This is a genomic window from Nocardioides sediminis, assembly GCF_003047295.1.
GTDB classification, from domain to species: Bacteria; Actinomycetota; Actinomycetes; order Propionibacteriales; family Nocardioidaceae; genus Nocardioides; species Nocardioides sediminis.
Map to the genome: position 1 here is coordinate 88,588 of NZ_PZYZ01000003.1, position 12,988 is coordinate 101,575.

Genomic DNA, 12,988 nt, shown 5'->3' on the forward strand with positions numbered 1-12,988 from the left:
GCCCTACGGTATCCACCATGCAGGCCCATCTCCGGGACGTCGCCAACCAGTCCCCGCCACTGGTCGGTCACAACGTCGTCACCTCCGACCTCGCCCTCACCGACGCGGTGCTCCGGCACGCCTCCGCCGACACGCTCGACTCGCTCACCTTGCTGGGAGCCGAGGCCGGCACGGCGGACGCACGCGAGCACGGGATGCTCGCCAACCGCCACCACCCCGAGCTGGTCCCCTACGACCGCTACGGCAACCGCATCGACGAGGTCGCCTTCCACCCCTCGTGGCACTGGCTGATGGAGCGGGCGGTGGGCCACGGGCTGGCCGCGGCGCCCTGGACGTCCGAGGACCCGCACGCCCACGTACGTCGCGCCGCCGGCTTCCTGGCCTGGTCCCAGACCGAGCCGGGCCACGGCTGCCCGATCTCCATGACGTACGCCGCCGTCCCGGCGCTGCGGGCCGACGCGGCGATCGCCGGCGAGTGGACGCCGCTGCTCGCGTCGCTGCGCTACGACCCCGGCGTACGCGAACGCGGGTCCAAGCTCGGCGCTCTGGCCGGGATGGGCATGACGGAGAAGCAGGGCGGGTCGGACGTGCGGGCCAACGTGACCCAGGCGCGGCCCACGGCCGATGAGGGCTGGTACACGCTGCACGGGCACAAGTGGTTCACCTCGGCGCCGATGAACGACGTCTTCCTGGTGCTGGCCCAGGCGCCGGACGGCCTCACCTGCTTCGTGGTTCCCCGGGTCCTCGACGACGGCACCCGCAACCGCATCGACGTCGTCCGGCTCAAGGACAAGCTGGGCAACCGGTCCAACGCCTCCTCCGAGCTCGAGCTCGACGGCACGCTGGCCCAGCGGCTCGGCGAGGAGGGCCGCGGCGTGCGCACCATCATCGAGATGGTCGCCGCCACCCGGCTCGACTGCGTGCTGGGGTCCGCCTCGCTGATGCGCCGGGCGCTCGCCGAGGCGTCGTGGCACGTGACCCACCGCTCCGCCTTCGGCGGCCGGCTGGTCGACAAGCCGCTCATGCAGAACGTCGTGGCGGACCTCGCCGTGGAGTCCGAGGCGGCGACCGCCCTGGGACTCCGGCTGGCCGCGGCCGTCGACCGGTCGGGGGACCCGCACGAGGCCGCCCTGCGCCGGATCGCGCTGCCACTCGCGAAGTTCTGGGTGTGCAAGCGCACGCCCGCCATGGTCGCGGAGGCGCTGGAGTGCCTGGGCGGCAACGGGTACGTCGAGGAGTCCGGCATGCCGCTGCTCTTCCGGGAGTCCCCCCTCAACTCGGTGTGGGAGGGCTCCGGCAACGTCAACGCCCTCGACGTCCTGCGCGCCCTGTCGCGCGAGCCCGAGACGCTCGAGGCCTGGATCACCGAGGTCGGCGCCGCCCGGGGCGAGGACCCGCACCTCGACCGGGCCGTCGACGACACCCTGACCCTGCTGGGCGACGTGACGTCGCTGGAGGTCTCGGCGCGGCGGCTGGCCGGCCAGATGGCCGCCTGCCTACAGGGCTCGCTGCTGGTGCGCTTCGGCCCGCCCGAGGCGGCCGACGCGTTCTGCGCGAGCCGGCTCGGGGCGTCGTACGGCGGCGTGTTCGGCACGCTCGCGGGCGGCGACCTGACCGCGGTCGTCGAACGCGCGACGCCGGTGGTCGCCTGATGGCCACCCGCGAGTGGGACGCGGCGACCTACGACTCCCTCCCGCTCCCCCACGTCGCGTGGGGGCAGCGTGTCCTGGACCGGATGCGCCTCTCGGGCGACGAGCGGGTGCTCGACGCCGGCTGCGGGACCGGTCGCGACGGGGAGGCGCTGCTGGCGCGCTGGCCGGAGGTGCGGCTCGTCGGCATCGACGGCTCCGAGCAGATGATCACCCAGGCCCGCGCCCGGCTCGGCGACCGGGCCGAGCTGCACGTCGCCGACCTGACCGAGCCGCTGCCGCTCGCCGAGCGGGTGGACGCGGTGATGAGCGTCGCGGCCTTCCACTGGATCACCGACCACGAGCTGCTCTTCGCCAACCTCGCCGCGGTGATGCGGCCCGGGGCCCGGCTCACCTCCGACTGCGGCGGTCAGGGACAGCTCGCGGTGCTGACCGCGGCGCTCGTCGAGGTCACCGGCGAGGGCAAGCACGGCACGTCGTTCAAGGGCGTCGACGAGACCCGCGCGTCCCTCGAGCGTGCGGGGTTCGACGTCGAGGGCGTGCGGCTGCGGCCCGACCCGCTCCGGCTCGAGGACCCTGAGCTGCTCGAGACCTACCTCGCGACGGTCAACCTCGGCTCGCACCTCGCCACGCTGCCGCCCGAGGAGCACCGGCCCTTCGTCCGGACCGTGCGCGAGGCGATGGCCGAGCCGGTCATCGACTACGTCCGGCTGGAGATCGACGCCGTCCGCCGCTAGCCGGCCAGGACCACTAGGACCCCAGGGCCGCCGACACCACCTCGCGCGCCTCGGCCTGCACCTGCGCGAGGTGCTCGGGACCGCGGAACGACTCGGCATAGATCTTGTAGACGTCCTCCGTGCCGCTCGGCCGGGCAGCGAACCACGCCGACTCGGTGGTGACCTTGAGCCCACCGATCTTCGCGCCGTTGCCGGGCGCCTCGGTGAGCTTGCCGGTGATCTCCTCCCCCGCCAGCGACGTCGCCGAGACGTCGTCGGGCGAGAGCGCGGCGAGCTTGGCCTTCTGCTCGCGGTCGGCGGGGGCGTCGACGCGGGCGTACGCCGGGTCGCCGTGCTCGGCGACGAGGTCGGCGTAGTGCCGGCTCGGGGTCCGGCCGGTGCGGCCGAGGATCTCGCTGGCCAGCAGGGCGAGGAGGATGCCGTCCTTGTCCGTCGTCCACGTCGAGCCGTCACGCCGCAGGAACGACGCCCCGGCCGACTCCTCGCCGCCGAAGCCGAACGAGCCGTCGATGAGGCCGGGCACGAACCACTTGAACCCGACCGGCACCTCGACCAGCGGCTTGCCGATCGCGGCCGCCACCCGGTCGATCATCGAGCTGGACACCAGCGTCTTGCCGATCCGCGCGGTGTCGGGCCAGTCCGGGCGCGCGCCGCCGAAGAGGTAGCCGATGGCCACGGCGAGGAAGTGGTTGGGGTTCATCAGGCCGGCGTCGGGGGTGACGATGCCGTGCCTGTCGGCGTCGGCGTCGTTGCCGGTGGCGACGTCGTACTCGTCCTTGCGGCGGATGAGCGAGGCCATCGCCGACGGGCTCGAGCAGTCCATCCGGATCTTCTCGTCCCAGTCCAGCGTCATGAAGCGCCACGTCGGGTCGACGAGCGGGTTGACGACGGTGAGGTCGAGGCCGTGGCGGTCGGCGATCTCGCCCCAGTAGGCGACGCTCGCGCCGCCGAGCGGGTCGGCGCCGATGCGCACGCCGGCCTCGCGGACGGCGTCGAGGTCGAGCACCTGCGGGAGGTCGTCGACGTAGCTGCCGAGGAAGTCGTACGACGACGCGGCCGCCCGGGCGCGGGCGAACGGGATGCGTCGTACGCCGTCCAGGCCGGCGCGGATGAGCTCGTTGGCACGGGCCGCGACGACGCTGGTGGCGTCGGTGTCCGCGGGCCCGCCGTGGGGCGGGTTGTACTTGAAGCCGCCGTCGGCAGGCGGGTTGTGCGACGGCGTGACGACGATCCCGTCGGCCAGCCCGGAGCCCGAGGAGCGGCCGCCGTTGGCGCGGATGATGGCGTGCGAGACCGCGGGCGTCGGGGTGTAGCCGTCGCGGTCGTCGACGAGCACGGTCACGTCGTTGGCCGCCAGCACCTCGAGGGCCGTGGCCCAGGCCGGCTCGGAGAGGGCGTGGGTGTCGCGGCCCATGAACAGCGGACCGTCGTAGCCCTGCTCGCGGCGGTAGTCGCAGATCGCCTGCGTCGTGGCGGCGATGTGGGTGTCGTTGAACGACGTCCGCAGGCTCGACCCGCGGTGCCCGCTCGTGCCGAAGGCGACCTGCTGGTCGACGTCCTCGGGGTCCGGGACCCCCGTGTAGTAGGCCGTGACGAGGTGGGCGACGTCGACCAGGTCGCGGGTCTCGGCGGGCTGTCCGGCGCGGGATGCTGCGTCTGCGGGGGCCATGGCGCCATCTTGGTGCCCACCGCTCGCTGCGTCGAGGACCGGCACCCCGGCGGAGGAAATCTCGGGCAGGCTGTCGATCCCGGCCCTGCTCGCCCGTCATGGTGGTGAGGTCGCGACCGCGGCCCACCGACACAGGAGGAACCAGATGAGCCGTTACCTGATCCTGCTCCCGGCGCCCGAGGCCGAGTGGGCCTCGTTGCCGGAGTCCGAGCACGAGAAGGGACACCGCTCGCACGTGCAGTTCCACGAGGAGCTGGGCGCCGGCGGCCACACCATCCTCACCGTGGGGCCGCTCGAGGCGTCGTCGCAGGCCGTCTCGATGCGTCCCGACGGCGACGGCGGTGCGCTGGTGACCGACGGGCCGTTCTCGGAGACCGCCGAGCAGGTCGTCGGCTTCTACCTCGTCGAGAGCAACGACGAGGCCGACCTCCGCGCCGCGTGCGAGCGGTTCGCCGCGCGCGGAGAGCACATCGAGTTCCGCCGCATGGCCGAGTGAGAGGACCGAGAGAGATGACCGAGTACGTCGTGCTGCTGATGGGGGACGCCGAGCGCTGGTGGACCGACCTGACCGAGGAGCAGCGCAAGGAGGGGTACGCCGCCCACGGCCACTTCTCCGCCGAGCTGGAGCGCCGTGGCCACAAGATCACCGGCGGGGCCGAGCTGCACCGCGCGTCGGAGGCGCGATCCATCGCTCCCGGCGCCGACACCGTCACCGAGGGCCCGTGGGCCGAGACCGCCGAGCAGGTGGGCGGTTTCTACGTCGTCGAGTCCGACGACCTCGACGACCTGATGGAGTGCTGCAAGCTGCTCGCCGCCACGGGCGACGCCGTGGAGGTACGCCGGACGGTCACCGACCAGGAGCGCGCGTCGTGAAGTACCTGGTGCTGCTCATCGGTGACGGTGAGCTCAAGCCGTGGTCGGAGCACACCGCCGACGAGCAGTCGGAGGTGATGCGCCGGTTCGAGGCCTTCGACGCCGCGTGCCGCGAGCGTGAGGGGGTGGAGGTCCTTGCCGGCGAGGCGCTGGCCGGCCCCACCCACGTCACGACCGTCCGCACCCGCGGCGGCGAGACCAGGCTGACCGAGGGTCCCTACGCCGAGGTCATCGAGCAGCTGGGCGGGTTCTACCTCGTGGAGGCGCCGGACCTCGACGTGCTCCTCGAGCTGCTGCGGATCCTGCCGGCCTACGACATGCAGCTGTCCCCCGCCGTGGACCCGTACTGACCCGTGACCGCCGCGGACGATGCCCTCGAGCAGGTCGTGCGCGAGGAGTGGGGCCGCCTCGTCGCCCTGCTCCTCGTGCGGTTCCGCCGTCTCGACCTCGTCGAGGACGCCCTCGGCGACGCGGTCGAGGCGGCGAGCCGGACGTGGCCGGTCGACGGCGCCCCCGACAACCCCGCCGCCTGGCTGATGACCACCGCCCGGCGCCGCGTGCTGGACCGGCTGCGCACCGAGGAGGTGTCGCGCCGCAAGCAGGCGTTGCTGGTCACCGACGCCGACCTGCGACAGGAGGGGACGCGCACCATGGCTGACGCCGGGAGCCAGGTCGAGGACGACGTCCTGCGCCTCGTGCTGATGTGCACGCACCCGGCCCTGGCCCCGGAGGCCGCGAGCGCCCTGTCCCTCCGCCTGGTCCTCGGCGTGCCGACCCACGACATCGCCCGGCTCTTCCTGGTGCCCGAGCCCACGATGGCGGCCCGCATCACCCGCGCCAAGAAGCGGATCATCGGTGCCGGCATCCCGTTCGCCGTGCCCGACGCGACGGTGCTGCCCGACCGGCTGGACACGGTCGCCCAGACGGCGTACCTCGCGTTCACGGCGGGCTACGCGCCGGGCTCGGGGCCGGACCTGCTGCGGGCCGAGCTGGCCGGGGAGGCGGTCCGGCTGGTGCGCACCGTGCTGGGGCTGCGTCCCGACGAGCCGGTGCTGGTGGCGCTGCTCGCGCTGGTCCTGCTGCAGCACTCCCGGCGCGACGCCCGGGTCTCCGAGGGCCGGCTGGTGCTGCTGCCGGACCAGGACCGGTCCCGCTGGCACCACGACGAGGTCGAGGAGGCGATGTCCCTGCTCGCCCATCCCGTCCTGACCAGGCCCGTCACGCTCCTGACCGCGTCCTACGCACTGCAGGCGCGGATCGCCGCCGAGCACGCACGGGCGCTGCGCCCCGAGGACACCCGGTGGGAGCAGGTGGTGGCGCTCTACGACGCGCTGCTGGACCTCGCACCCTCCCCCGGCGCCCGGCTCGCCCGGGCGGTGGCGGTCGCCGAGGCGCACGGCCCGGCCGCGGGCCTGGCCGCCCTCGAGGGGGTCGACATCCCGACCGGTCACCGGGTCGCGGCCGTGCGGGCCGAGCTCCTGGCGCGCGGCGGGGACCCGGTCGCCGCGCGGGCGGCGTACGACCAGGCGATCGCAGCGTGCCGCAACGAGGTCGAGCTCGCGCACCTGCGCGAGCGGCGTGCCGCCCTCGGGTGAGGGCTACCCCTTGACGGGCTGCTGCTTGGCCAGGACCGTGAGCCCCTCGTCCACCACGAACCCGCGGGCGAGGTCCTCGTCGGGGTCGACGCCGATGCGGGTGCCCGGCGGGATCACCACGCCCTTGTCGATGATCGCGTTGCGCACGACCGCGCCCTCGCCGACGTGCACGCCGTCCATGAGCACCGAGTCCGACACCTCGGCGCCGTCCTTGACCCACACGGCGGGCGAGAGGACCGACTGGTTGACGGTGCCGCCGGAGACCACCACTCCCGGGGACAGGATCGAGTTGAACGTGGACACCCCGGCGCCGCTCGCCCCCTCGACGAGCTTGGCCGGCGGGTGCGGGCCGTAGCTCGTGTAGATCGGCCACGCCTTGTTGTAGAGGTTGAAGACGGGCAGTGGCGACACGAGGTCCATGTGGGCCGCGTAGTAGGAGCGCATGGTCCCGACGTCGCGCCAGTAGCCGCGGTCGCGGTCGGTCGAGCCGGGGACCTCGTTGTCCTTGTAGTCGTAGACGGCCGACTCGGACTTGTCCACGAACCACGGCACGATGTCGCCGCCCATGTCGTGCTTGGACTGCTCGCGCTCGGCGTCGCGGGTGACGGCGTCACGCAGCGCGTCGGCGGTGAAGACGTAGTTGCCCATGCTGGCCAGCACCTCGTGCGGCGCGTCGGGCAGCCCGACCGGGTCGGTCGGCTTCTCCAGGAAGGCACGGATGCGCTCGGGGCTGCCCGGGTCCACGTCGATGACGCCGAACTGGTCGGCCAGCTCGATGGGCTGGCGGATCGCGGCCACCGTGCAGCCCGCGCCGGACTCGACGTGCGCGGCGACCATCTGGGAGAAGTCCATCCGGTAGACGTGGTCGGCGCCCACCACGACGACGATGTCGGGCTGCTCGTCGGTGAGCAGGTTGAGCGACTGGTAGATCGCGTCGGCGCTGCCGAGGTACCACCGCTTGCCCACCCGCTGCTGGGCCGGCACCGGGGTGACGTAGTTGCCCAGCAGGTTGGACATCCGCCACGTGGTGGTGACGTGGCGGTCGAGGCTGTGCGACTTGTACTGCGTGAGCACGACGACCTTGAGGTAGCCGGAGTTGACGACGTTGGAGAGGGCGAAGTCGATGAGCCGGTAGATCCCGCCGAAGGGCACCGCAGGCTTGGCCCGGTCCGCCGTCAGCGGCATCAGCCGCTTGCCCTCACCCCCCGCAAGGACGATGGCGAGGATCTTCTTGCGGGCGGGTGCGGCGCTCATGTGCCGAAACTAGTGGGGCGCACGGGGCGCGGTCGACCCCCGTCGCGAGTAAGTTCCCCGTCATGCGAATCGACGTGCTGAGCAAGGAGTACCCGCCCGAGGTCTACGGCGGGGCGGGGGTCCATGTCGCGGAACTCGTCCGAGCCTTGCGCGCACAGGAGGGCATGGAGGTGATGGTGCGGTGCTTCGGCGCGTCCCGTGACGAGCCCGGCACGACGGCGTACGCCGAGCCCTCGTCGCTCGCTGCCGCCAACGGCGCGATCCGCACGCTGGGCGTCGACCTGGCGATGGTCGACGACTGCGCGGGCGCCGACCTGGTGCACTCGCACACCTGGTACGCCAACATGGCCGGCCACCTCGCAGGCCTCATGCACGACGTCCCGCACGTGGTCAGCGCGCACTCGCTGGAGCCGATGCGGCCGTGGAAGGCCGAGCAGCTCGGCGGCGGCTACGCCCTGTCCAGCTGGGTCGAGCGGACGGCCTACGAGGGCGCGGCGGGCATCATCGCGGTCAGCGCCGCGATGCGCGACGACGTGCTGCGCAGCTATCCGGCCGTGGACCCCGCCCGGGTCCACGTCGTGCACAACGGCATCGACACCACCGACTGGTCCCCCGTCCACGCGCCCGACCGGGTGCGCGAGCTCGGCGTCGACCCCGACCGCCCGAGCGTCATCTTCGTCGGCCGCATCACCCGCCAGAAGGGCCTGCCGCTGTTCCTGCGCGCCGCCGCACAGCTGCCGCCGGACGTGCAGCTGGTGCTGTGTGCCGGAGCCCCCGACACCCCGGAGATCGAGGCCGAGGTGCGTGGGCTCGTCGACGAGCTGGCCGCGACCCGCACCGGCGTCGTGTGGATCCCCGAGATGCTCCCGCGCCCCGACGTGGTCGCCCTGCTGACCGCCGCCACGGTCTTCGCCTGCCCGTCGATCTACGAGCCGCTGGGCATCGTCAACCTCGAGGCCATGGCCTGCGAGACCGCCGTCGTCGCCACCGCGACCGGCGGCATCCCCGAGGTCGTGCTGGACGGGAAGACAGGGTGGCTGGTGCCGATCGAGCAGGCCACCGACGGCACGGGGACCCCGCTCGACCCCGAGCAGTACGTCGCCGACCTCGCCGCCGCGCTGGTGGACGCCGTCAGCGACCCCGCGCGCGCCGCCGAGCGCGGGCGGGCCGGGCGGCAGCGGGCGATCGAGTCCTTCAGCTGGCCGGCCATCGCGGAGCGGACGCTGGGGATCTACCGCTCGCTGACCTGACCGTCGTACCTCGCCGGGCCGCGCGCAGACACGCGCCAGGTGAGCCGGACTCAGCCGAGGACGAGGCCGGGGTACAGCGGGTGCTTGTCGAGCAGCTCCGCCGACTGGGCCTTGACGCGGTCGGCGACGCCGTCGGCGAGCGTGTACGACGCCTTCGAGGGGCCGCCGGCCTTGGTCGTGCCCGCCTCGGTGTTGCTCAGCACGTCCACGATCAGCTCGGCGACCTTGTCGAACTCGTCGTGGCCGAAGCCGCGGGTCGTGAGCGCGGGCGTGCCGAGCCGGATGCCGGAGGTGTACCAGGCGCCGTTGGGGTCGGCCGGGATCGAGTTGCGGTTGGTGACCACACCCGCGTCGAGGAGCGCCGACTCGGCCTGGCGGCCGGTGAGGCCGAAGGTCGAGACGTCGAGCAGCACGAGGTGGTTGTCGGTGCCCCCGGTGACCAGGCGCGCGTCGCGCTCGAGGAAGCCGGCGGCCAGCGACTGGGCGTTGTCGGCGATCTGCTGGGCGTAGGCACGGAACGAGCTGTGCCGCGCCTCGGCGAGGGCGACGGCCTTGGCCGCCATCACGTGCGAGAGCGGGCCGCCCAGCACCATCGGGCAGCCGCGGTCGACATCGGCCGCGAACTCCTCCTGCGCCAGCACCATGCCGCCGCGGGGGCCGCGCAGGGACTTGTGGGTCGTCGTGGTGACGAGGTGCGCGTGCGGAACCGGGTCCTCGTCGCCGGTGAAGACCTTGCCGGCCACGAGCCCGGCGAAGTGCGCCATGTCCACCATCAGCACGGCGCCCACCTCGTCGGCGATCTCGCGCATCTTGGCGAAGTTCACCCGGCGGGGGTAGGCCGAGTAGCCCGCCACGAGCACCAGCGGACGGAACTCACGGGCCTTGGCCGCGACGGCGTCGTAGTCGAGCAGCCCGGTCTCCGGGTCCGTGCCGTACTGCTGCTGGTGGAACATCTTGCCGCTGATGTTGGGCCGGAAGCCGTGGGTCAGGTGGCCGCCGGCGTCCAGCGACATCCCGAGCAGGCGCTGGTTGCCCAGCTCGTGGCGCAGCTCCTCCCAGTCGGCCTCGGAGAGCTCGTTGACGTTCTTGGCCTGGTGCTTCTCCAGGGCGGGGGTCTCGACCTTGTTGGCCAGGATCGACCAGAACGCGACGAGGTTGGCGTCGATGCCCGAGTGCGGCTGCACATAGGCGTACGGCGCGCCGAACAGCTCGCGGGCGTGCTCCGCGGCCAGCGACTCGACGGTGTCGACGTTCTGGCAGCCGGCGTAGAAGCGGTGCCCGACGGTGCCCTCGGCGTACTTGTCGGAGAACCAGGTGCCCATGGTCAGCAGCACCGCCGGCGAGGCGTAGTTCTCCGAGGCGATGAGCTTGAGCGAGCCGCGCTGGTCGGCGAGCTCCTGACGGGTCGCGTCGGCGATCCGCGGCTCGACGGAGCCGATCACCTCGAGGGCCTGCGTGTACGCGCTGCTGATGAGGGAGTCCGTCATGGCCCAGAGCCTAGTGCCGTCGCGTGTTCGACGAACACGGCGCCCATCGCGCGTTAGCGTGGGCGGACCGTCGGAAGGCCACCGCATGCGCGTCCGCCCGTGGGCACTCCTGGGCGCAGCCGCGCTCGTTGCCGCCCTCCTCCCAGCACTCCCCACAGGACCCGTCGCCGCGCAGGCTGCGGACGACGCACGGATCACCGTCACGGGCGCGACGCGCATGTACCCCGCCTTCGACCCGACCATCACCCGGTACGCCGTCCATCCCGCCCCGGACGGCTCGGTGCAGGTCGACGTCACTGACGCCGACGCCGTCTGGATCAACGGGGTCCGCGACGAGGACGGCACCGCGACCTTCGCCGCGCCTGCACCCGGTGACGAGATCTCGATCTTCCTCCAGGACGTCTCGGGTCGCCACGCGTATGCCCTGCACGTGCTGCCGCCAGGGTTCCCCACCCTCTCGGCCACTGCCACGGGCGCTTCCCTGCAGGCCGGCAGCATCGCGCTCACGCTGGACCGTTACGACGGGGTCTCGCCCCGGTTCGAGGCGGTCGTGGATCGCCAGGGCGTCCCGTCGTACACGCGCGCCCACCGCGAGCGGGTGCTGGACCTCAAGATGGCCGCCAACGGCCGCTACACCCTGCACCGCCCCACGACCACGCCCGGACGCAGCGGCGGCGCGCTCGTCGTGCTCGATGACCGGTTCCAGGAGCTGCGGCGGGTCGAGACCACCGGTCTGGTGAACACGGACGACCACGACTCGCTGCTGCTCCCCGACGGCTCGCACTGGCTGGTCTCCTACGAGCCAGATCCCACGACCGGCCTCGTCGACTCGGTCATCCAGCACGTCGACGCCTCGGGGAAGGTCGTCTTCCAGTGGTCGAGCGCACCGTACGCCGACGAGACGGTGACGCCGGACAACGCCGACTACGCACACGTCAACTCGATCGACGTCGCGCCGAACGGCGACGTGCTGGCGTCGTTCCGCCACCTGAGCTCGGTGTTCCTCATCGCGACCCGGGCTCACGACGGCCACCAGCCCGGTGACGTCATCTGGAAGCTGGGCGGGCGCGACAGCAGCTTCACCTTCCCGCCGGGCGACACCGGTCCCTGCGCGCAGCATGCGGCGACCCTGCTGCCGAACGGCAACGTGCTCCTCTTCGACAACGGGTCCACCTCGTTCTTCGGCAACTTGTGCGTGGACCAGGCGCGTCCCGACGGCCCGGCCGTCCCGCGGCCGAGCTCCCGCGTCGTCGAGCTCACCGTCGACGACACCTCGGCCGAGGTCGTGCGGACGTATGGTCCTGCCGACCGGTTCTCCTGGTTCATGGGCTCGGCCGCCCGGACCGGCAACGGCAACGTGCTCATCGGCTGGTCCGCCGACCAGAGGACGATCGCGTCCGAGACCGACTCCTCCGGCGCGACGGTCTGGACCCTGCGCGACGAGCGGGTCGGGGACGGGGCGGCGGGGACCAACGCCTACTTCAGCTACCGGGCGGCGCTCGTCCCGGCGCGTGACGGCTTCGACCCCCAGGTCACGCTCGACGGTCCGGCGGACGGCGCATCCGTGGCGGTGGGCGCCGTCGTCCCGGTGGCGTACTCGTGCACCGACCGCGGCGGTTCGACGCTGCAGGCGTGCGACGGACCGTCCGGCGACCGGCTGGACACCTCGACGACCGGGACCCGGACCTGGTCGGTGACCGCCCGTGACGGAGCAGGCCGGACCACCACGCTCACCCGCAGCTACACCGTCACGGCGGGACCGGTGCCGGCGAGCGAGGTGACCAGCGCGCCCACACCCGTGCCCACGACCGCGGCCCCGGTGCCGCCCGTCGCCGCTGCGAGGGCACTGCCCGACCTGGCCGTCCGACTGCGGCGGCGAGGCTCCTGGGTGGGTGCCGGCGACCGGTCGCCGCTCGAGCAGACGGCCGTCACGAGCCTGCCCACCGGGCGCGCGGCGAAGCGCACGATGGCGCTGCGGGTGACCAACACCGGCACGGCACGGGGCCGGTTCGTGATGCGGGGACCCGTCACCGTCGACGGCGTGACCGTGACCTACCGCGCAGGCGGGGAGTCACGCACCCGGGCAGTGACCGGGAAGGGATGGCGGACGCCTCGCCTCCGCGTCGGTGAGAGCGTGCGCCTGAGGGTCGAGGTCGCCACGACCACGCGCGCCGGACGGGACCTCGTCCGGCTCCCGCTGCGTGCGAGCCGCAGAGGGGCCGCTGACCGAGTCGTCGTGCTCGTGCGTCGTCGGTGACGGCAGGTCGAGGAATGTGACGTGGGACGCACGGAACCCCCGCTCCACGCCTGAGCTCCGGCGGCGCGTCTCAGAATGTGGAGGGCCGTCTCGCATCATGGGATCTCGCCTTGTGGTCGGGCTGTCCGGGAGTTGAGACTCCTTGACATGAGTCTTGCTGCCACCTCCCAGTTTCTCGTGGTCCGTCGCCACGTGGACCTCGGTCGTACGCGCAGCA

11 protein-coding genes are annotated in these 12,988 nt (G+C 72.8%); 8 read left to right on the top strand and 3 right to left on the bottom strand.

The annotated features are described in order from the left end of the window. Positions 1 to 17: 17 nt before the first annotated feature. The gene (locus DAI17_RS09350) at positions 18 to 1,652 is read left to right on the top strand and encodes an acyl-CoA dehydrogenase family protein (RefSeq protein ID WP_107772658.1); all 1,635 of its coding nucleotides are present in this window, start codon (positions 18 to 20) and stop codon (positions 1,650 to 1,652) included. Beyond that, positions 1,652 to 2,386, top strand: coding sequence for a class I SAM-dependent methyltransferase (locus DAI17_RS09355; protein ID WP_107772659.1), 735 nt, complete (start codon positions 1,652 to 1,654; stop codon positions 2,384 to 2,386). Before DAI17_RS09350 ends, DAI17_RS09355 begins: the two co-directional genes overlap by 1 nt. A 13-nt stretch (positions 2,387 to 2,399) precedes the next feature. Here DAI17_RS09355 and pgm read toward each other — a convergent pair whose 3' ends face one another. Next, on the bottom strand, positions 2,400 to 4,055 hold the full coding sequence (gene pgm, locus DAI17_RS09360; protein ID WP_107772660.1) for a phosphoglucomutase (alpha-D-glucose-1,6-bisphosphate-dependent): 1,656 nt from the start codon (positions 4,053 to 4,055) through the stop codon (positions 2,400 to 2,402). A 145-nt stretch (positions 4,056 to 4,200) separates the two neighbouring features. Here pgm and DAI17_RS09365 point away from each other — a divergent pair, with 145 nt between their 5' ends. Genes DAI17_RS09365 through DAI17_RS09380 form a run of 4 tightly spaced genes read left to right on the top strand, consistent with a single transcriptional unit; the run spans position 4,201 to position 6,523 of the window. Continuing rightward, positions 4,201 to 4,551 carry a YciI family protein gene (locus DAI17_RS09365; protein WP_159081449.1) on the top strand — a complete coding sequence of 117 codons (351 nt, stop codon included), beginning with the start codon at positions 4,201 to 4,203 and terminating at the stop codon, positions 4,549 to 4,551. 14 nt (positions 4,552 to 4,565) lie between these two features. After that, complete coding sequence (locus tag DAI17_RS09370; RefSeq protein WP_107772662.1) at positions 4,566 to 4,928, top strand: YciI family protein; 363 nt, start codon at positions 4,566 to 4,568, stop codon at positions 4,926 to 4,928. Next, positions 4,925 to 5,278, top strand: coding sequence for a YciI family protein (locus tag DAI17_RS09375; protein WP_107772663.1), 354 nt, complete (start codon positions 4,925 to 4,927; stop codon positions 5,276 to 5,278). Before DAI17_RS09370 ends, DAI17_RS09375 begins: the two co-directional genes overlap by 4 nt. Before the next feature lie 3 nt (positions 5,279 to 5,281). Beyond that, positions 5,282 to 6,523, top strand: a complete 1,242-nt coding sequence (locus DAI17_RS09380; RefSeq protein ID WP_107772664.1) for an RNA polymerase sigma factor — start codon at positions 5,282 to 5,284, stop codon at positions 6,521 to 6,523. Between the two features lie 3 nt (positions 6,524 to 6,526). Here DAI17_RS09380 and glgC read toward each other — a convergent pair whose 3' ends face one another. Further along, positions 6,527 to 7,777: a glucose-1-phosphate adenylyltransferase gene (gene glgC, locus DAI17_RS09385; RefSeq protein ID WP_107772665.1), complete on the bottom strand. Its 1,251-nt coding sequence runs from the start codon at positions 7,775 to 7,777 to the stop codon at positions 6,527 to 6,529. Between the two features lie 62 nt (positions 7,778 to 7,839). On the opposite strand from glgC, the gene glgA reads away from it, so the two are divergent. Further along, positions 7,840 to 9,027, top strand: coding sequence for a glycogen synthase (gene glgA / locus DAI17_RS09390; protein WP_107772666.1), 1,188 nt, complete (start codon positions 7,840 to 7,842; stop codon positions 9,025 to 9,027). A gap of 50 nt (positions 9,028 to 9,077) precedes the next feature. On the opposite strand, the gene DAI17_RS09395 is transcribed toward glgA, so the two are convergent. Then, positions 9,078 to 10,514 (bottom strand): glycine hydroxymethyltransferase, encoded by a 1,437-nt coding sequence (locus tag DAI17_RS09395; protein WP_107772667.1) that lies wholly within the window; start codon positions 10,512 to 10,514, stop codon positions 9,078 to 9,080. 85 nt (positions 10,515 to 10,599) lie between these two features. Between DAI17_RS09395 and DAI17_RS09400 the strand changes: the two genes are divergently transcribed. After that, the gene (locus DAI17_RS09400; RefSeq protein WP_159081450.1) at positions 10,600 to 12,771 is read left to right on the top strand and encodes an arylsulfotransferase family protein; all 2,172 of its coding nucleotides are present in this window, start codon (positions 10,600 to 10,602) and stop codon (positions 12,769 to 12,771) included. Positions 12,772 to 12,988 lie beyond the last annotated feature (217 nt).

Coding starts and splice junctions, on each gene's coding strand:
- DAI17_RS09350 (WP_107772658.1), top strand. CDS start 18: ATGCAGGCCCATCTCCGGGACGTCGCCAACCAGTCCCCGCCACTGGTC.
- DAI17_RS09355 (WP_107772659.1), top strand. CDS start 1,652: ATGGCCACCCGCGAGTGGGACGCGGCGACCTACGACTCCCTCCCGCTC.
- pgm (WP_107772660.1), bottom strand. CDS start 4,055: ATGGCCCCCGCAGACGCAGCATCCCGCGCCGGACAGCCCGCCGAGACC.
- DAI17_RS09365 (WP_159081449.1), top strand. CDS start 4,201: ATGAGCCGTTACCTGATCCTGCTCCCGGCGCCCGAGGCCGAGTGGGCC.
- DAI17_RS09370 (WP_107772662.1), top strand. CDS start 4,566: ATGACCGAGTACGTCGTGCTGCTGATGGGGGACGCCGAGCGCTGGTGG.
- glgC (WP_107772665.1), bottom strand. CDS start 7,777: ATGAGCGCCGCACCCGCCCGCAAGAAGATCCTCGCCATCGTCCTTGCG.
- glgA (WP_107772666.1), top strand. CDS start 7,840: ATGCGAATCGACGTGCTGAGCAAGGAGTACCCGCCCGAGGTCTACGGC.
- DAI17_RS09395 (WP_107772667.1), bottom strand. CDS start 10,514: ATGACGGACTCCCTCATCAGCAGCGCGTACACGCAGGCCCTCGAGGTG.
- DAI17_RS09400 (WP_159081450.1), top strand. CDS start 10,600: ATGCGCGTCCGCCCGTGGGCACTCCTGGGCGCAGCCGCGCTCGTTGCC.